The sequence below is a fragment of the Streptomyces sp. NPDC059224 genome, from assembly GCF_042754285.1.
Lineage (GTDB): Bacteria > Actinomycetota > Actinomycetes > Streptomycetales > Streptomycetaceae > Streptomyces.
Genome location: NZ_JBHZAN010000022.1, coordinates 83537 through 100606 on the forward strand (window position 1 = coordinate 83537; position 17070 = coordinate 100606).

General features: G+C 72.5%; 20 protein-coding genes. 9 read left to right on the top strand and 11 right to left on the bottom strand.

Features of this window, described 5'->3' with window-relative positions; genetic code table 11:
• Positions 1–88 precede the first annotated feature (88 nt).
• The 3 genes from ACFXI4_RS24695 to ACFXI4_RS24705 all read right to left on the bottom strand — a co-directional run bounded on the left by ACFXI4_RS24695 (position 89) and on the right by ACFXI4_RS24705 (position 2615).
• Positions 89–1315: a glycoside hydrolase family 88 protein gene (locus tag ACFXI4_RS24695; RefSeq protein WP_384994534.1), complete on the bottom strand. Its 1227-nt coding sequence runs from the start codon at positions 1313–1315 to the stop codon at positions 89–91.
• A 213-nt stretch (positions 1316–1528) separates the two neighbouring features.
• Entirely contained in the window at positions 1529–1699 is a 171-nt protein-coding gene (locus ACFXI4_RS24700; protein WP_384994536.1) for a hypothetical protein, read from the bottom strand.
• A gap of 142 nt (positions 1700–1841) precedes the next feature.
• Positions 1842–2615, bottom strand: a complete 774-nt coding sequence (locus ACFXI4_RS24705) for a hypothetical protein (RefSeq protein ID WP_384994539.1) — start codon at positions 2613–2615, stop codon at positions 1842–1844.
• A 7-nt stretch (positions 2616–2622) separates the two neighbouring features.
• Here ACFXI4_RS24705 and ACFXI4_RS24710 point away from each other — a divergent pair, with 7 nt between their 5' ends.
• Complete coding sequence (locus tag ACFXI4_RS24710) at positions 2623–2952, top strand: IclR family transcriptional regulator C-terminal domain-containing protein (RefSeq protein WP_384994541.1); 330 nt, start codon at positions 2623–2625, stop codon at positions 2950–2952.
• Here ACFXI4_RS24710 and sigJ read toward each other — a convergent pair.
• On the bottom strand, positions 2934–3872 hold the full coding sequence (gene sigJ / locus ACFXI4_RS24715; protein ID WP_384994544.1) for an RNA polymerase sigma factor SigJ: 939 nt from the start codon (positions 3870–3872) through the stop codon (positions 2934–2936). The two genes, ACFXI4_RS24710 and sigJ, sit on opposite strands and share 19 nt — an antisense overlap.
• 156 nt (positions 3873–4028) lie before the next feature.
• Between sigJ and ACFXI4_RS24720 the strand changes: the two genes are divergently transcribed.
• A complete protein-coding gene (locus tag ACFXI4_RS24720) occupies positions 4029–4658 on the top strand; it encodes an LUD domain-containing protein (protein ID WP_362731498.1) in 630 nt (209 codons plus the stop codon).
• Here the strand turns inward: ACFXI4_RS24720 and ACFXI4_RS24725 are convergent.
• The gene (locus tag ACFXI4_RS24725) at positions 4652–4822 is read right to left on the bottom strand and encodes a hypothetical protein (protein ID WP_384994547.1); all 171 of its coding nucleotides are present in this window, start codon (positions 4820–4822) and stop codon (positions 4652–4654) included. The genes ACFXI4_RS24720 and ACFXI4_RS24725 overlap by 7 nt on opposite strands.
• A gap of 319 nt (positions 4823–5141) precedes the next feature.
• Here ACFXI4_RS24725 and ACFXI4_RS24730 point away from each other — a divergent pair, with 319 nt between their 5' ends.
• Complete coding sequence (locus ACFXI4_RS24730) at positions 5142–6062, top strand: NADP-dependent oxidoreductase (protein ID WP_384994549.1); 921 nt, start codon at positions 5142–5144, stop codon at positions 6060–6062.
• Between the two features lie 82 nt (positions 6063–6144).
• Here the strand turns inward: ACFXI4_RS24730 and ACFXI4_RS24735 are convergent, their stop codons facing one another.
• Positions 6145–6885 (bottom strand): class I SAM-dependent methyltransferase, encoded by a 741-nt coding sequence (locus ACFXI4_RS24735; RefSeq protein WP_384994552.1) that lies wholly within the window; start codon positions 6883–6885, stop codon positions 6145–6147.
• 398 nt (positions 6886–7283) lie between these two features.
• On the opposite strand from ACFXI4_RS24735, the gene ACFXI4_RS24740 reads away from it, so the two are divergent.
• From ACFXI4_RS24740 to ACFXI4_RS24755, 4 genes are all read left to right on the top strand, one after another.
• Positions 7284–9680: a glycoside hydrolase family 65 protein gene (locus tag ACFXI4_RS24740; protein ID WP_384994554.1), complete on the top strand. Its 2397-nt coding sequence runs from the start codon at positions 7284–7286 to the stop codon at positions 9678–9680.
• A 129-nt stretch (positions 9681–9809) separates the two neighbouring features.
• A complete protein-coding gene (locus tag ACFXI4_RS24745; RefSeq protein ID WP_362722688.1) occupies positions 9810–10151 on the top strand; it encodes a hypothetical protein in 342 nt (113 codons plus the stop codon).
• Between the two features lie 111 nt (positions 10152–10262).
• On the top strand, positions 10263–11087 hold the full coding sequence (locus ACFXI4_RS24750; protein ID WP_384994556.1) for an NAD(P)H-binding protein: 825 nt from the start codon (positions 10263–10265) through the stop codon (positions 11085–11087).
• 104 nt (positions 11088–11191) lie between these two features.
• Complete coding sequence (locus ACFXI4_RS24755; protein WP_384994559.1) at positions 11192–11989, top strand: SDR family NAD(P)-dependent oxidoreductase; 798 nt, start codon at positions 11192–11194, stop codon at positions 11987–11989.
• 43 nt (positions 11990–12032) lie between these two features.
• Here the strand turns inward: ACFXI4_RS24755 and ACFXI4_RS24760 are convergent, their stop codons facing one another.
• From ACFXI4_RS24760 to ACFXI4_RS24775, 4 genes are all read right to left on the bottom strand, one after another.
• Positions 12033–12569 (bottom strand): adenylate kinase, encoded by a 537-nt coding sequence (locus ACFXI4_RS24760; RefSeq protein WP_384994562.1) that lies wholly within the window; start codon positions 12567–12569, stop codon positions 12033–12035.
• A 16-nt stretch (positions 12570–12585) separates the two neighbouring features.
• A complete protein-coding gene (locus ACFXI4_RS24765; protein ID WP_384994565.1) occupies positions 12586–13188 on the bottom strand; it encodes a hypothetical protein in 603 nt (200 codons plus the stop codon).
• A gap of 80 nt (positions 13189–13268) precedes the next feature.
• The gene (locus tag ACFXI4_RS24770) at positions 13269–13724 is read right to left on the bottom strand and encodes a DUF1153 domain-containing protein (protein WP_384994568.1); all 456 of its coding nucleotides are present in this window, start codon (positions 13722–13724) and stop codon (positions 13269–13271) included.
• 88 nt (positions 13725–13812) lie between these two features.
• A complete protein-coding gene (locus tag ACFXI4_RS24775) occupies positions 13813–14442 on the bottom strand; it encodes a hypothetical protein (protein WP_384994570.1) in 630 nt (209 codons plus the stop codon).
• Positions 14443–14729: 287 nt separating this feature from the next.
• On the opposite strand from ACFXI4_RS24775, the gene ACFXI4_RS24780 reads away from it, so the two are divergent.
• Positions 14730–15374, top strand: a complete 645-nt coding sequence (locus ACFXI4_RS24780; RefSeq protein ID WP_384994573.1) for a dihydrofolate reductase family protein — start codon at positions 14730–14732, stop codon at positions 15372–15374.
• 100 nt (positions 15375–15474) lie between these two features.
• Here the strand turns inward: ACFXI4_RS24780 and ACFXI4_RS24785 are convergent, their stop codons facing one another.
• Positions 15475–16389 carry an SDR family oxidoreductase gene (locus tag ACFXI4_RS24785; RefSeq protein WP_384994576.1) on the bottom strand — a complete coding sequence of 305 codons (915 nt, stop codon included), beginning with the start codon at positions 16387–16389 and terminating at the stop codon, positions 15475–15477.
• Between the two features lie 86 nt (positions 16390–16475).
• Here ACFXI4_RS24785 and ACFXI4_RS24790 point away from each other — a divergent pair, with 86 nt between their 5' ends.
• The gene (locus tag ACFXI4_RS24790; protein ID WP_384994578.1) at positions 16476–17039 is read left to right on the top strand and encodes a TetR/AcrR family transcriptional regulator; all 564 of its coding nucleotides are present in this window, start codon (positions 16476–16478) and stop codon (positions 17037–17039) included.
• The last annotated feature ends 31 nt before the right edge of the window (positions 17040–17070 follow it).

A 17070-nucleotide genomic window follows, 5' to 3' on the forward strand; every position in this document is an offset into this window, starting at 1 on the left:
TTCCGTCCCCATGGTGTGATCATCTCACCACCGGCCGATCGGGGAGACAGCGGTCCATGTAACACCCACTGAACTGCGGTCGTCGTGGTCAGGGTGTGCTGAGGTCGATGGCGCGGTCGAGGGCCTGCGGGTGGAGGATCCGGTGGATGCCTTCGAGGAGGTAGTAGTCGGCGTAGGGGAGGGAGACCTCGATGCCGTCCTCGGCGGGCCGGTTGCGGGTGCACCGGGCGACGACGGCGTCCGCCCGGGTGGAGGCCCTGGTCAGACAGGTCTGTGCGAGCGCGGTCAGCATCCGCAGAGCGACCGTGCGGTACTTCTGGTGGCCGGTGGCGGCGGCCAGGTCGAGGAGCCCGCAGGCCATCACGGCGCCGGCGGACGCGTCCTTGATGTCGTGGGGGTGCTGGGGCGCCCGGTAGTCCCAGACGGGCACGTGGTCGGGGGTGAGTACGCCGATGGCGTACTCGGCGAGACGCGTCGCCGTGGTGAGGAACCGGGGGTCGGCGGTCCGGCGGTAGAGGGTGGTGAACCCGTAGATCCCCCAGGCCTGTCCGCGGGACCAGCAGGAGGTGGGGCTGTAGCCCTGGACGGTGTCGGGGCCGATGGGGGCGCCGGTGGCCGGGTCGAGGTCCCAGACGTGCGGGGTGGAACCGTCGGCCCGCGGGAAGAGGCGCTGCGCGGTCTCGGCGTGGGCGACGGCGATGTCGCGATAGGCGGTGTCTCCGGTCTGCTGCGAGGCGAAGAGGAGCAGGTCGAGGTTCATCATCGTGTCGATGATGATGCGCCCGGCGTTGGCGGGGTCGTTCAGCGCGCCCCAGGCGCGCAGGAACCGGCCGCGCGGGTTGTAGCGCCGGCTGAGCGAGCCGGCCGCCTCGATGGCGCCGGTCCGCCACTCGTCCTGTCCGGTCAGGCGCCAGGCGGTGACCCAGGAGGGGGTGAAGAGGAAGCCGAGGTCGTGCGTGGTGGTGTCGGTGCGGCGGGGGGCGAGCTTGCGGGCGGAGTCCTGGGCGAGGGTGCGGAACCGCTCGTCGTCGGTGTGGAGCCAGCACATCCACAGGGTGCCGGGCCAGAACCCGCCCACCCAGTCGCCGTTCTGGGAGTAGGTCCACTTCTCGAACCTGGTCGAGACGGGGAAGCCGTTGACGCCGGGTGCCACGGCGCGGACCTTCTCGACCGCGTAGTCGGCGGCGGCTCTGAGGACCTGCGTGGTGGCGGCCGGCACGTGCCCGGCCTCGGCATGCGCGGGCAGAGGTGCGCTGGCGTAGGCGGCCGCGGCGCCGCCTGCCGTGGCCAGCACGGCCCGCCGGGAGATGGACATGACTGCCTGCCTCTCCAACTGGACTGTGGTGCACAGAAGTTGAAGGAGTGTGGCATGCAGTCTCGAACCCTGTACACCCATGTGCATGATGTTCACCTATGTGGACGCGTCATGCGACTTCTTCCCCACCCGGCCGACGCAGCTGCGGCTTCCTGACCGTGGTCGTCCGGCGGATCGGGGGGATGGTGCGGCGGTGGGACCCGGCGGGCGGGGTCAGCGGGTCTGCCGGGCCGGGTGCGCCGCGCTCGGGTTGTCGGGCGGGACCGCCCAGCCGAGCAGGATGCCGGCGACGGTGGCGAGCGGCCGCGACCGGATCTTCACGGCGGGGCTTTCGAGGAGCCGGACCGTCGCGTAGTACGCGCCGGTGAGAACCGTGGTGACCACGCTCGCCACCGACGCCGAGCCGAAGTCGACGCCGATGTGGACCAGCAGGGTCAGCAGGAGCCCGGCGACGAAAGCGGGCGAAGAGGTTCACGGGACAGCCCTTCCGGCGTCTCAGGACGTGGGGTCGAGGTGGATGACGACCTTACCCACGGCCGTCTCGATCGCCGTGGTGATGGAATGGAGGAGACGAGAGCGGCGGGGTCGATGTTCTTGTCGAACGTCGCGAGGGCCGCGGCGAGTTGCCGATGACCGCGCTCTGGGCCGCCTCCGTCGCCTGCGCGAGCCGTATCCGGGCGTTGGTGTCCTTGATGCAGGACTGGAGTGCGCAGTAGGGATTGGTCTTCGCGTCCGGGGCGTCGGCCGGAGCCTTGATGACTCCGTCCATGGTCAGGACCGCCTTCGCCGCGGCGGACGCGACGTGCGTGATGCCCGCCGTCTCCAGCACACCGCCGCCGGCCACGAGCTTCGCGACGACCGCGGCCGCGACCTTGTCGATGTCGTCCGTGGTGAGCGCCATGTCTTCGGTTTCCTCTCCGGCGGCCCAGGCGCGCAGCGCCGGCTCGCTCGGACAGCAGATGGATCGGTCCAGGGGAGTCGAGGTGAACTGCCGGAACAGCGGAGACCGGCCGGACGGGCTGGGCCTCGGGTGGGCCTCGGCCTGTGCGTAGGCCGGCGCACCGGACCAGGGACAGGCGGGATACCAGAGCGGGACCGCGGCCGGCGCATGGCCGGCCGCCAGGTCACTGCCTGTGTACAGGCCGACCGGCTGGTGCGCGAACGCGGCTTCCATCTCGGCGATCCAGGCCGTCGCGGAGACCCTGATCCCGGCCGCCGTGACCCCCGCGTAGTTGGAGCCGTCGGGCCTGCGTTCCAGGTCCGGCCAGTGCACGAAGCCCGGGCCCGCGTACGGCTTCACGGCGCCGATGCGGTTGGCCGCCTCGGTGGGGCTCAGCGTGCTGCGGGAGGGCCGGACGCTGGTCCTGGACTGGACCCCCGGGGACAACGCCGGGACCTGGCCGTGGTTCACCGCTGCGGGAAAGGCCCTGGTCGCCGGGGCGTGTCCGCGGATCCCGCTGGGCCCGTTGCCCGGGTCCTGGCGCCGGAAGACCGAGACGATCCGGGACCGGGGCGCCGCCTTCGACCGGGAGGACGTGGCGGCCGGAATCTGCTGTGTGGCCGTGCCGGTGCAGGGCTCGCACGGCGCGCCGTCGGCGTCCCTGAGCGTCGTGACCCGTCAGCCTGTCGTCCAGTGAATGAGTTTCTCCGGGTTGCGCATCACCCAGATGTTCCTGATCCGGTCGCCCGCGACATCGAACGCGAACACCGACACGACCACGCCGTCCTGGAGGGCCACCAGACCGGGCTGACCGCTGACCGTACGCTCCAGGAGCGCCATGCCGCCGGTCCTGCGGCGGGCGATCTCCAGCCAGGCGGACGCGATCCGCTCACCGCCTTCGATGGGGTGCGGGAAGGTCACGGCGAGGCCGCCGCCGTCGGCGGTCGCCGTGGCGTCGGGGTCGAGCAGCGCGATGAGCGCCGCGATGTCCTGTGCCTCCCACGCCCGTTTGAAGTCCCTGACAATGTCGGCGCGTTCGGCCGCCGGAGCCGCCGCGGGCCGCGAGGCCCGGACCCGGCGGCGGGCCGAGGAGGCCAGCTGGCGGCAGGCCGCCGGGGTGCGGCCGACGATCCCGGCCACTTCGGCGAAGGGCAGGCAGAACACATCGTGCAGGATGAACGCGACGCGTTCCGCCGGGGTCATCGATTCGAGCACGACCAGGAAGGCGAGGTCGACCGACTCGTCCAGGGTGACCCGTTCGGCCGGGTCGTCGGTGGCACCGCCGGACCGCCCGGTGGTCCACTCCGTACGCTCGGGCAGCGGTTCGGGGATCCATTCACCCACGTAGGTCTCCCGGCGCACCCGCGCGGAGCCGAGCACGTTGAGGCAGACGCGTCCGGTGACCGTCGTCAGCCAGGCACCGGGGGACTCGATGGCGTCCCGCTGCGCCGGTGACAGCGCGTACCAGCGCGCGCAGGTCTCCTGGACGGCGTCCTCGGCCTCGGCCAGGGAGCCGAGAAGCCGGTAGGCGATGTTCATGAGCTGTCGCCGCTCGCTCACGATCGCTTCCAGGCCCCGATCGGCCTGTCCGTGTCCCTGCCCGGATCGGGTGGTCATGGTGCCGGCGGCTCCCTCGGTCGCAGCTGTCCTCACGGGTTCGACAGGACAGCGCACCGGAATGTGAGGCCGCGCGCCGCCTCACATTCCACCGCGCCGCGCTGTCGAACGGTCAGACGCACACATCATCCAGCGAACAGGGAGTCCGGAGACACCATGACCACCTCCATGCCGGCGACACAGTTCACCGATCCGGCGCCCGCACAGCGCCTGGAACGGGCGGCCGCGGCGCTCACCGCACACGGCTTCACCGTGGAGATCCTCGACGACGTCATCGCCGCACGCGCCCGCGTCAAGGAGCTGATCCCGGAGGGTGCCAGTGTCTTCACCGGGGCGAGCGAGACCCTCCGGCTGTCCGGGATCGACGAGGACATCAACGGCGGTGACCGGTACCGGGCCGTCAAGCCCCGTGTCCTGGCCATGGACCGGGCCGCCGAGGCCGACGGCATCCGGCGGCTGCTCGCCTCCCCCGACGTCATCGTGGGCAGCGTCGCCGCGCTCACCGAGACCGGCTCCCTCGTGATCGCCTCGGGCAGCGGAAGCCAGCTGCCCGGTTACGCGGGCGGCGCGGGCCGCGCGATCTGGATCGTCGGCGCGCAGAAGGTGGTACCCGACCTGGACACCGCGCTGCGGCGCGTCGAGGAACACTGCCTTCCGCTGGAAAGCGCCCGCACCCGGAAAGCCTACGGGTGGCCCAGCGCCGTCAACCGGCTCCTCGTCCTCAACGGGGAACACCAGGCCGGACGCGGCACCGTCCTGCTGCTCCGCGAGGCCATCGGCTACTGAACCCGCGGGGGCGCCGCCGCCGCGAACGATCCCGAGCGGTACACGGCCAGGAAGGCGCGCGGCAGGTTCGGGTCCGCGTGCGGCGGGGGCCGCCTGCCACCGGCCGCCAAGGGTGCGGCCGGCGGCAGGTTCTTCATGACGCCCAGCGAGGCGGCTCGCGGCATCGGGGATGCGGTGACAGGGACCGGCTTCCCTGTGGGTGAGCGGATGGCTCCGCGGCCTGACGTCGTGGGTGTCGCCGAGTGGCGGCAAGCCACCCGAGTGGCGACGATGCAGCCAGGAGCACGACCACGGCGTGCACGTGCCCGGCTGCCACGCGCAGGCTGATCATCCGATTGGAACCACCCGTCATGACCGTGCCCCGTCCCGACCGAGGTCGAACGCCGGCACGGGCGGGGCGTCCACCGGGGCAGCGACCAGGCGTTCACCGGCTGACGCCGGGCTGCGCCAGTCCCGTTCACACAGCACACAGGAGGAACGCTCATGCGAGCCGTCACCGCTACCGACCGCGACGCCGGAGCCGGCGGGCTGACCCTGACCGACCTGCCGTATCCCCACGCCGCCGAGAACGACGTGGTCGTGCGCGTGCATGCCGCGGGATTCACCCGGGGGGAACTCACCTGGGCCGGCACGTGGACCGACCGCGCCGGCCGCGACCGGACACCGAGCGTGCCCGGGCACGAGGTCTCGGGTGTCGTGGCGGAACTCGGCTACGGAACCACCGGTCTCACGGTCGGCCAGCGTGTCTTCGGGCTGACCGACTGGGCCCGCGACGGCTCGCTGGCCGAGTACGTCGCCGTGGAGGCCCGCAACCTCGCCCCGCTGCCCGCCGACGTCGACCACACGGTGGCGGCCGTGCTGCCGATCTCCGGGCTGACCGCCTGGCAGGGCCTGTTCGGCCACGCGCGGATCGTGACCGGCCAGACCGTCCTGATCCACGGCGCGGCGGGGGGCGTCGGCTCGCTCGCGGTGCAGCTCGCGCAGGAGGCGGGAGCCCGGGTGATCGGCACCGGCCGGTCCGCCGACCGGGACACCGTCCTCGCACTCGGCGCGCACGCGTTCCTGGACCTCGACGCCGTCGGTCTCGCGGACGCCGGTGAGGTCGACGTGGTGTTCGACGTGATCGGCGGTGACGTCCTCGAGCGGTCGGCGGCCCTGGTACGGGCCGGCGGCACGCTCGTCTCGATCGCCGAGCCGCCCAGGGTCCGGCCCGAGTCCGGCCGGGCGGTGTTCTTCGTCGTGGAACCCGACCGGTCGCGCCTCGCGGACCTGGCACAGCGTCTCCGGGACGGACGCCTGCGGGTACGGGTCGGCGCGGTCCGCCCGCTGACCGAGGCGGTCGCGGCCTTCGCCCCCGGCCGGCGCGTCCCCGGCCGGACGGTCATCCGGGTCGCCGAGGACTGAGCCGCCGGCCGTTACTGCGCCGGTGGCACCCTCGTGATCCGCATCGCGGAGCCCGACCCCCCCGAGCGCCGGCGCCCCCTGTTCAGCCGGCCGGGGCCGCCGGACGTCGTGCCACGAAGACGAACTCCCTTCCCGGTCGGTCAGGGGCGCCGCGGACCTCCTCGACCACGTAGCCCTGCGCGGCCAAGTCCCTTTCGACCTCGGCCCGTTCCCGGAAGCGCAACGTCGAATCCGACGTCAGCACCTGTCCGTCCGCGGCGAAGACGTACGTCTGCCGGAAGGTCACCAGGGGCGGGTTCACCTCGATCAGCTCGACCCAGTTCTCGACGGGGCCGACGCCCGGGATCTCCGTCACGCGGAAGGAGATCTCGCGGGTCCACTCCTCCCAGGCGCGCCGGGCCGGATCACGGGTCTCCAGGACCAGACGCCCGCCGGGTCGGAGCGCTTCGTAGGCTCCGCGCAGCGTCCTCCGCCACGCCTGCGGATCCACGACGGCCTGGGCGACGTTCGCGGTCATCGTCGCGAGGTCGGCCTGCATCGGCGGCAGGTCGCTCACGTCACCCCGGACCCAGCGCACGCGCTCACCTCCCGGCTTGGCCCGGGCGACATCGACGGACGCCGCGGCGGGATCGACGCCGACGACCTCGATCCCCCGGCCGGCCAGCAGAAGCGCGAAGACTCCGGTACCGCAGCCGATGTCCAGGACCTGGCGCACCCCGAACTCCTCCGCCATCCGCAGATAGGCGTCGAGATCGCTGCGGTCGGGGTCGAGGGGGTCGTAGATCGCGGCGAGCCGTGGATGCCCGAAACACTCGTCAGCCATCGCAAGAACGTACGCGGAACCGGGACAGGACGGCTACACCGTCGCACCCACGGCGGGTATCCGCCCCGGCCGGCGACACGGACGCCCCGCAGCGGTGACCGAGGGCGGCGACTGCACGTGGGCCGGTGCGGTCGACGGCCTGCGGACCGGCCGGACCGTCCGCGGCGTCGAGCCGACGGAGTCAGAACGCGCAGGGCCGGCTGAGCGAGCGGCCGTGCGCGCCTGGACCGAGCGGGTGCCTTCCGGCGTGCCGGGCGGAGCATCGGGTGCGGGCACCACCTAGCCTCGACGCCGTGCGCACCCGGACCGCGAGGCACGTGCGGCCGCCCGGAACCGTCCGTGCGACGAATGTCTCCGCATACACGTTGCCAGTGAGACGACCTGATCCAGGAGTCGCGGTGATCACTCATCCCAGTTTCACGGTGGAGCCATGGTGTCTGCGTGAGAACGAGCTGAACCTGGACCTGCTCGCCCAGAGCGAGTCGGTGTTCGCCCTGTCCAACGGCCACATCGGATGGCGGGGCAACCTGGACGAGGGAGAGCCCCACGGGCTGCCCGGCGCCTACCTCAACGGCGTGTTCGAGCGGCATCCCCTGCCCTACGCGGAGGCCGGCTACGGGTATCCCGAGTCCGGCCAGACGATGATCAACATCACCGACGGCAAGATCATCCGTCTGCTGGTCGACGACCACCCGTACGATCTGCGCTACGGCAGGCTGCTGGAGCACGAGCGGGTACTGGACTTCCGTACCGGTGTGCTCAGCCGTACCGCACGGTGGATGTCTCCCGGCGGCCGTACGGTTCGGATCACCTCGCGGCGGCTGGTGTCCTTCACCCAGCGGGCGGTGGCCGCGATCGTGTACGAGGTCGAGCCCGAAGACGGACCGGCCACGGTGGCCGTGCAGTCGGAGCTCGTCGCCAACGAGCAACTGCCGCGCCTGCAGGGCGATCCGCGGGTCGCCGCGGCGATCGAGTCCCCGCTGACGCCGGAGGAGAGCTTCGCACAGGGCACCCGCCTGCGGCTGCTGCACTGCACCGACCACAGCGCGCTGCGGGTGGGGGCGGCGGCCGACCACCTGGTCGAGGGGCCGGAGAGCACCCACTGGACGGCACAGAGCGAGCCCGATGTCAGCCGCCTGACGGTGACGGCGGACCTGGCTCCCGGACAGCCCCTGCGGCTGTACAAGTTCGTGGCCTACGGCTGGTCGGGCGAGCGTTCGCAGTCGGCCGTGCGTGACCAGGTGGACGGCGCGGTGGCGTCGGCGGTCAGCGCCGGCTGGGACGGGCTGGTGGCGGGGCAGCGGGCGTATCTGGACGAGTTCTGGGCCGGAGCGGACGTGGAGGTGGAGGGCGACGCGCAGATCCAGCAGGCGGTGCGGTTCGCGCTGTTCCACGTGCTCCAGGCGGCCGCCCGGGGCGAGAACCGGGCGATCCCCGCGAAGGGGCTGACCGGCACCGGATACGACGGGCACTCCTTCTGGGACACCGAGTCCTACGTGCTGCCGGTGCTGACGTTCACCGCACCGGAGGCCGTCGCGTCGGCGCTGCGCTGGCGGCACAAGATGCTGCCGGCGGCCCGGGAGCGCGCCCGTGAGCTGAACCTGGCGGGGGCGATGTTCCCCTGGCGGACGATCGACGGTTCGGAGTCGTCCGCCTACTGGCCGGCCGGGACGGCGGCCTTCCACATCAACGCGGACATCGCCATCGCCGCGGTCCGGTACGTCATGGTCACCGGCGACGAGGAGTTCGAGCGGAACGAGGGCTTCGACCTCCTCGCCGAGACCGCCCGGCTGTGGCGCCGCCTCGGCCACCACGACGCCGACGGGGTCTTTCACATCGACGGCGTCACCGGGCCCGACGAGTACAGTGCGATCGCGCGGGACAACCTGTACACCAACGTGATGGCCCGCCAGAACCTGATGGCCGCGGCGGAAGTGGCCGCGCGCTACCCGGACCGGGCCGAGGAACTCGGTGTCGACGACGAGGAGACCGCCGGCTGGCGCGAGGCCGCGGCCCGTATGGCGATGCCGTACAACCACGCCCTCGGCGTGCACGAACAGTCGGCCGGATTCACCACCTTCCAGCACTGGGACTTCGACGCCACTCCGCCCGAGCACTACCCGCTGCTGCTGCACTACCCCTACTTCGACCTGTACCGCAAGCAAGTGGTCAAGCAGGCCGACGTGGTGCTGGCGATGCTGGAGTGTCCGTACTCCTTCACCGACGAGGAGAAGGTACGCAACTTCGCCTACTACGAGGCGATGACCGTCCGTGACTCCTCTCTGTCGGCATGCTGCCAGGCGGTGCTCGCCGCCGAGACCGGACATCTGCGGCTGGCCTACGCCTACCTCACCGAAGCCGCACTGATGGACCTGGACGACCTGGAGCACAACACCCGCGACGGTCTGCACATCGCCTCCCTCGCCGGGACCTGGCTCGCCCTGGTCGGCGGTTTCGGCGGCTTGCGGCGACACCTCGACGCCGACGGGAAGCCGGGCCTGCTCGGCTTCGCACCGCGTCTGCCCGAGGCACTGTCCCGGGTGGCGTTCACGGTGCAGACACGCGGGCAGAGGCTGAAGGTCGACATCGGGCCGACCCGTGCGCGCTACCGTCTGGTGGAAGGCGAACCCCTCACCGTGCTCCACTTCGGGGAACCGCTGACCGTGACCGTCGACGAGCCGGTGGACCGGCAGGTGCCGCCCGGCTCCGTCCGCCCCGAGCCCCAGCAGCCGCGCGGCCGCCGCCCGGAGGGCCTGCCGAGCGAGGAGGAGCCCCACGACGAGACGCCGGACTGACCCGGGCGGCTCAGGACCCGCTCCGCCGCGGCCGGGCGAACCGCACCCTGGGCTCCCGGAGCGGCGGATCCATGGACGTACCCCCGTGGCAAGTGCCATGATCACGCGGACACTCCCGGGGGAGAGACCATGAAGCTGTACCTGGCCATCGCGCCCCTGCTGGGGGCGGCACTCATCGCCGCCTCCGGCGCCGCCTCGGTCACCCGCGGCTGGGTGCTCCCCATGAACCGACGCCATGTCCGCTCCCCGCGCGTCTACGGGTGGGGCCAGCTCGTCATCGCCTTCGCGCTGTGCTGGCAGGTCGTCTTCGGCCTCGTGATCGACACTCCCGGTGTCCGTCAGTCGGGCACGCTGATCGGCAGCGTGATCCTCCTGGCCGGCCTCGCCGTGATGATCACCGGGCAGGTCGCCCGCGGCGGCCGCGGCGGCAGCGGTGACGACGCCGGCCGTACGACTCGGCGCTCCGGATAAGCCTTTGACGGCACCGGCCCGGGTCGTTCAGGGTGTGCTCGTCATCACGGCGGCCCACGGTCGCCCATGTCGATGACACACCGTCATCCCGCCTGGACGAAGGAGACGTGGGTGATCGTCGTGTCGGCGGCCTCGGGGGCACTGGGGCGGCTGGTCGTGGAGCGGTTGCTGGCCCGGATCCCGGCGACGGATCTCACCGTCGCCGTGCGCTCCCCCGATCGCGTGGACGATCTCGCCGCCCGGGGCGTCCGGGTCCGCCGCGGTGACTACGACGAGCCGGACACCCTGAACGCCGCGTTCAAGGGCGCCGACCGGCTGTTGCTCGTCTCGTCCCCCGAGCTCGACCCGACCCGTCGTACCGGCCACCACCGGGCCGCCGTCGACGCGGCCCGGGACGCCGGGGTCGGCGCGGTCGTCTACACCAGCTTCCTGGACGCCGGCACCAGGGCCGACGGGCTCACCGCGGCACATCACGTCACCGAACAGGCGCTCCGGGACAGCGGTCTGCCCCACACCCTGCTCCGCCATCCCTTCTACAGCGAGGCGTTCCTGAACCCCGGGCTGCACGTGGCCGTATCCGACGGCGAGCTGTCCGACGGCACCGGCGGGCACGGGATCAACACCGCCTCCCGCGCCGACCTCGCCGAGGCGGCCGCCCGCGTGCTCACCGAGGACCACCATCTGGGCCGCGCCTACGACTTCACGGGCGTCCGGTGGACGTTCCCCGAGCTGGCCGGGATCCTCAGCCGCATGCACGGCAGGCCCATCCGCCACCGCGAACGCGATCCCCTCCCCGGCGTCAGCGGCTGGCTCGAGCGACAGGTCCGGTCCGGCGCCCTGGAGCGGCAGACCGACGATCTCACGCGCGTCCTCGGCCGCCCGCCGACCTCACTGCGCCAGGCCGTGGGAGAACTCTTCCCGGCCGCCGGCACCTGACCACGAGACGCCGCGGGACAGGTGGAGCCGCCGAGGTCCGCAGGGCGAACGCGATCTACACTGGCGGCCCGTACCCGCCAGGTGACCTGGGAGGCCGTTCCCGCATGGATCTGCAACTCGCCGGAAAGTGCGCGATCGTCACGGGCGCGAGCCGGGGCATCGGACACGCCGTCGCCCGCGCGCTGGCCGCCGAAGGTGCCGCGGTCGTGCTGGCCGCCAGAGGCGGGGACGCGCTCGACGCGGCGGCCGCGCGCATCGTCGCCGACGGCGGCCGGGCACTGGCCGTGGTCACGGACACCACCGACGAGGCGTCCGTACAGGAACTGGTGCGGCGCGCGGCCGGCGAGTTCGGGAGCGTGGACGTCCTCGTCAACTGCGCCGCCACCCCTGCCGCTTCGGGGTTCGCCAGTGCGCTCGCCGACATCGACGACGACCGGCTCCGCCAGGAGGTGGAGACGAAGGTCCTCGGCTACCTGCGCTGCGTGCGGGCGGTGGCACCGCTGATGACCGCGCGCGGTTGGGGGCGCGTCATCAACGTCAGCGGTCTGGCGGCCCGGCAGACCGGGTCGGTGATCGGCTCGGTGCGCAACGTCGCGGTGGCGGCGATGACGAAGAACCTGGCGGACGAACTCGGCCCCCAGGGCGTCAACGTCACCGTCGTCCACCCCGGCGCGACGATCACCGAGGCGTCCCCGGCGTTGTTCACCGCCATGGCCGAGGCGCAGGGAGTGGACGAGACGGAGGCCGTACGGCGCCTCGCCTCGGAGGTGAGCATCGGACGTCTGGTCACCGCGGAGGAGGTCGCGAGCACCGTCGCCTTCCTGGCCAGCCCGCTGAGCGTGGCGATCAACGGCGAGTCGATCGCCGTCGGCGGCGGGAAGGCCGGCCCGATCCACTACTGACCCGCTGCCGCCTACCGTCCGGCGGTGCGGTCCTGGGGCGCCCTCACCGGCTGCCGGCCGGGGTCACGACTGCCAGCCAGGCCGTGGTGTCCTGGGGGCGGCGGAAGCGGAGGGTGTGCAGCGGGGCGAAGCGCGGATCGTGCAGACGGCGCTCGATCTCGCGGGTACGGGGCGCGTGCTGCGCCCAGGCCCACCAGGCGGGGTGGTCGCGGTGCAGCCAGCCGGTCCAGGTCTCCCTGTTGCCGCCGAAGACGACCTCGCGGGTGACGGTGCGTCCCAGGGAGCGGCGCAGGACGCGGGGCATGATGACGTGTCTGGGGTAGTCCAGCCAGATCACGGTGTCGGCGCGGTCCCACATCAGGTCTCGGACCTCGGGATATCCGAGTGAGTCGATGATCCAGCCCTGCCCGGCGGTGAGCCGCGAGACGTCCGCGGCCAGGTTGCCGTTGGTGGCCCACTGGGGACCGTTGTAGTACAGGGCGTCCATCTCGTGGTAGGGCAGGCCCAGGCGGCCGCTCAGCGCACGTGCCAGCGTGGACTTGCCCGCGCCGGTCACCCCCACCACCAAGATCCGTTCCACGGCTGCACCCTACCGGTCAGCCGATGGGGCGCATGACGCCGGTTCCGCAGCCGAGGCCGAGGCAGATACCGCCCGCGCCGCCGTTGCCGCCGCGGCCGCCGGTGCCGGTGCCTGCCGCGGTACCGCCGGTCCCACCGGTGCCTCCGCCCGCGCTGTTGGTGCAGATCCCGGCGCAGATCCCGCCGTTGCCGCCGTTGCCGCCGTTGCCGCCGGTTCCGCCGTCGGTGTCCTGGCGACCAGGTGTGCCGGGTGTGCCGGTGCCGCCGTTGGCGCTGTTGTCGCACAGTCCGGCGCAGATCCCGCCGTGGCCGCCGTTGCTCCCGTTGACGGTTGAGTTGCAGTTGCCCGCGCACACCCGGTCCCCGATGCGGACGCTGCCGTCGCCCGCCTTGACGGTGACGATCCGGCCGCCGCCGAACAGACTGCCGCCGCCCGGCCGGGCACTGTCGGCGGGAAGCTGCCGGGTGGGTGCGGCTGTGGCCGCGGCCGACGTGGCGGTGTGGCCCTGCGGGACCGGTGCCGCCATCGCGGCCGGTGAGGCGACCGCCGCAGCCGCACCAGCGGCCAGGACGGTGGAGACCGTGAGACCGAGACGGACCTTCCAGGAGCGCGTACGCATGGCAATCCTCTTTCCAAAGGCTCGGGCTTGGCAGAAGGACACCGGCCCGCACCGGGCCGGTGCGGGCCGGGAACAGCTCCTCAGGAGCCGAACAGGGAATTCAGGCCGGTCAGTGTGGCCCAGTTCCCCTCACGGAACTGTTTGTCCCAGGTGTCGAACTCCTTCTCGGAGATCTTGTATTTCTTGATCACGTCGTCCTTCTCCGCCTGTCCCGACTCCACGGCCAGCACGATCCTTGTCCGGTCCAGGCCCGTGAGATCCGATCTGCTCCTGTCGGGCAGCTCGCCGATCGCGAGGCAGCCGGGTCGGCCGGGTCTGCCGGGCTCTCCGGGCCGGCCGGGAGCACCGCCCTTGCCGCCTTCCCCGCCCGCTCCGCCCTTCCCGCCGTGGCCGCAGAGGTGCGGGTCGGCCGGGGCGGCGTGGTGGGTGCCGGCAGTGCGGTACGAGGCTGCCTGGGCGGCGCAGGCCGTGCCGGTGGCGAGGGCCACCGAGGCGACAGCGAGGACGAGCGGCCGCCGCCAGAGAGTTCTGGACATGGGGTTCTCCGTTTTCGTTGGTCGGGTCGGATCGGATCGGGGCCGGGGGTGCAGGCCCGCCGGCCTGCACCCCGCCCGGGACGGGAGGTCAGAAGAGGCTGCCGCCGCCGGCGCCACCGTTGCCGCCCAGGCCGCCGAAGAGCAGACCCAGCCCGCCCGCGCCGCCCTTGCCGCCGTTGCCGCCCTGGAAGACACCGAAGCCGCCGTTGCCGCCCTTGCCGCCGTTGCCGCCCTTGAGGATGCCGTCGCCGCCGGAGCCGCCGGATCCGGCGCTGCCGCCGAACAGACCCGTGCCGCCGTTGCCGCCGGCGCCGCCGTTACCACCGACGACACCGTCGCCCCCGCCCCCGCCGCCGCCCCCGCCGCCGCCGGACAGGATGCCGGCGCCCCCGTTGCCGCCCTTGCCGCCGTCGCCCCCGGCCCCCAGGACGCTGCCGCCGCCGGAGCCGCCGGAACCACCGCCTCCGCCGATGAGACCGCCGCCTCCGGCGCCTCCGTCCCCGCCGGCGCCGCCGCCCTGGACGAGGCTCACGACATGCCCGGCGGGCATCGGTGCGGCCATCGCGGCGGACGTGGGAAGGAGGATGCCCCCGGTGATCACCGCGGCCGATGCGGCGAATGCCGCGAGACCGAGGCCCCGGCGCCTGGAACGGACGCCGCTGTCGGTGTGACGACGGCCGGCACGGATCTTGCTGTTGGTGTGGAAAACACGGCTCATGGGATTTCTCCTGTCGATGGGGGCTCCTGTTCCTGCCCCGGAAAGTGCGGACGGTCCGGATGTCCTTCCGGTGAGGCCCGCACTTCAAGTAGGCCCGAGGGGCACGACAGGGTCACGTTCCGAGGGATCGTGACTTGACCCGATGGCGCAAACCGGGTAAAGGCCGCAAAAGGGCCGTGCCGGAGAGACGGTCGTGGGCGGCTGTCGATCCGGCCGTCTCCCGTTCGACGTCATGGTGTGCGGCACCCCGCCGCACGACGACGCACCAGGACCTGACGAGGAACCCCATGGATCAACTGCTGAAAGTCATGAATTTCTGCGTCTCGAGCGACGGTGTCGGCGCGGGTGAGCAGCAGAGTCTTGAGCGGCCGTTCGGTCTCGACGGTGCCCAGAGACTGTTCGCCTGGGCGGGAGCCACGGCGAGCTGGCCGATGCGCACGGAACCCGGTGGCAGCCGGGGCCTCGACGACTGCTTCACCCGGGACTTCGCGCGCAACATCGGCGCCGAGATCATGGGCCGCAACAAGTTCGGGCCCCAGCGCGGGCCGTGGTCCGACGACGAGTGGCGCGGCTGGTGGGGTGAGGAACCGCCGTTCCGTACGCCGGTGTTCGTCATGACCCACCACGAGCGTCCGTCGTTCACGCTCTCCGACACCACGTTCCACTTCGTCGACGGCGACGCGGCCGCGGTCCTCGAACGGGCGCGGGAAGCGGCGCAGGGCCGGGACGTGCGGCTCGGCGGCGGGGTGTCCACGGTCCGGCAGTTTCTCGACGCGGGCCTGGTCGACACCATGCACGTGGTCGTCTCGCCGGTGAAGCTAGGGCCGGGGCTGCGGCTTTGGGAGTCCCCCGACGAGCTGCTCGACCGCTTCCATCTGGAGGTCGTACCGAGCCCGAGCGGCGTGACGCACCACCTGTTCTGGCGAAGGTGACGCGAAGCCCCGCGTGAGCGCACGCCGGTGCCGGGTGCGCCGCAGCACCCGGCACCCGCTCTGCGGGCGACCGGCAGTGGGCCCCGGCCGCCCGCCCGGGTCAGACGGCCGGGCCGAAGTAGTGGCCCTTGTCCAGGTCCTCCAGCAGGCCCGGGTGGGCCGGCCGCCAGTCCAGCAGTTCACGGGTGGCCGTGCTGGAGGCCGGGTTGTGCATGCCGATGAAGCCGCCCAGCCAGGTGAAGTGTTCGGCCGCGTCCGCGGGCGGCACGGAGACGACCGGCACGTCCAGGTGACGTCCGATCACCTCGGCGACGTCGCGGATCGCCACGCCCTCCTCGCCCGCGCCGTGCAGCACCGAACCGGCCGGCGCCCTATCCACGGCCAGCCGGAACAGCCGGCCGACGTCGAGCCGGTGCGCGGCGGGCCACCGGTTGGCGCCGTCGCCGACGTACCCGGAGGCGCCCCGCTCCCGGGCGATCCCCACGAGTGCCGCCATGAATCCGTTGTCGCCCTCGCCGTGGCAGGTGGGCGCGAGCCGGACCACCGAGGAACGCACGCCGTGCGCGGCCAGTTCCAGCGCCGCCATGGCGGTGGCCTGCCGTTCGGAGACCGGCGAGCCGTCGACCGCCGGCATGTCCCGCTCCGTGGCCAGTCGCCCGGGAGTGAGCCCGAGCAGGCCCGATGCGAGCACGAAGGGCCGGTCCGAACCGGCCAGCACCTCGCCGAACGCGTCCACGGCCCGGCGGTCCGCCTCGGCCGCCCCTCGGAAGTCGCCGCTGAAGGCGATGTCGTGCTTGAAGGCGAGATGGATCACGCCGTCCGACGCGGCGGCGGTCGCGCGCAGCACGTCCAGATCGTCGACGGTGCCGCGGACGACTTCGGCCCCGGCGCTGGTGAGCGCGGCGGCGGAGGAGTCCGAACGGGCCAGTCCGACCACCTGGTGCCCGGCGTCGAGGAGTTCGGGAACGACGGCGGAGCCGAGCCAGCCGGACGCGCCGGTCACGAAAACACGCATGGGGGAACCCCTGACTATCGATGACAGTGACTGACATCGACGGTAGCACTCGATGTCAGTCACTGTCATCGCGTAGGATTCGGGCCATGGGCAGATGGGAGCCGAACGCGCGGGAGCGCCTGGCGGCAGCGGCGTTGCAGCTCTACGCGGAGCAGGGGTACGAACAGACGACGGTGGCGCAGATCGCCCGGCAGGCCGGCCTCACCGAACGGACCTTCTTCCGGCACTACGCCGACAAGCGCGAGGTGCTCTTCGCGGGCTCGCCGCTCCAGGAGCTGTTCGTGGCCGCCGTCGTGCGGGCCCCGGCGTCCGCCCCGCTGCTCGACGTGCTCGGGGCGGGACTGGACGCGGCGGCTGAGATGTTCGCCGGCCGCCACGAGTACGCCCTGCGCAGGCAGGCCGTGGTCGCCGCCCACCCCGAGCTCCAGGAGCGCGAGCTGATCAAGCTCGCCTCGCTGGCGGCCGCCCTCGCCGAAGCCCTGCGCGGGCGCGGCGTGCCGGAGCCCACCGCGACCCTGACCGCGGAAGCCGGGGTGGCCGTCTTCAAGGTCGGCTTCGAGAGGTGGCTCGCGGCGGCCGCGGAGACCGACATGACGCCCCTGATGCGGGAGCTGCTGGACGAGCTCGGCAGGGTGACCGCCAGGTCCTGACGAGGGCCGGCAGCCCGTCGCGGCGCGGTCG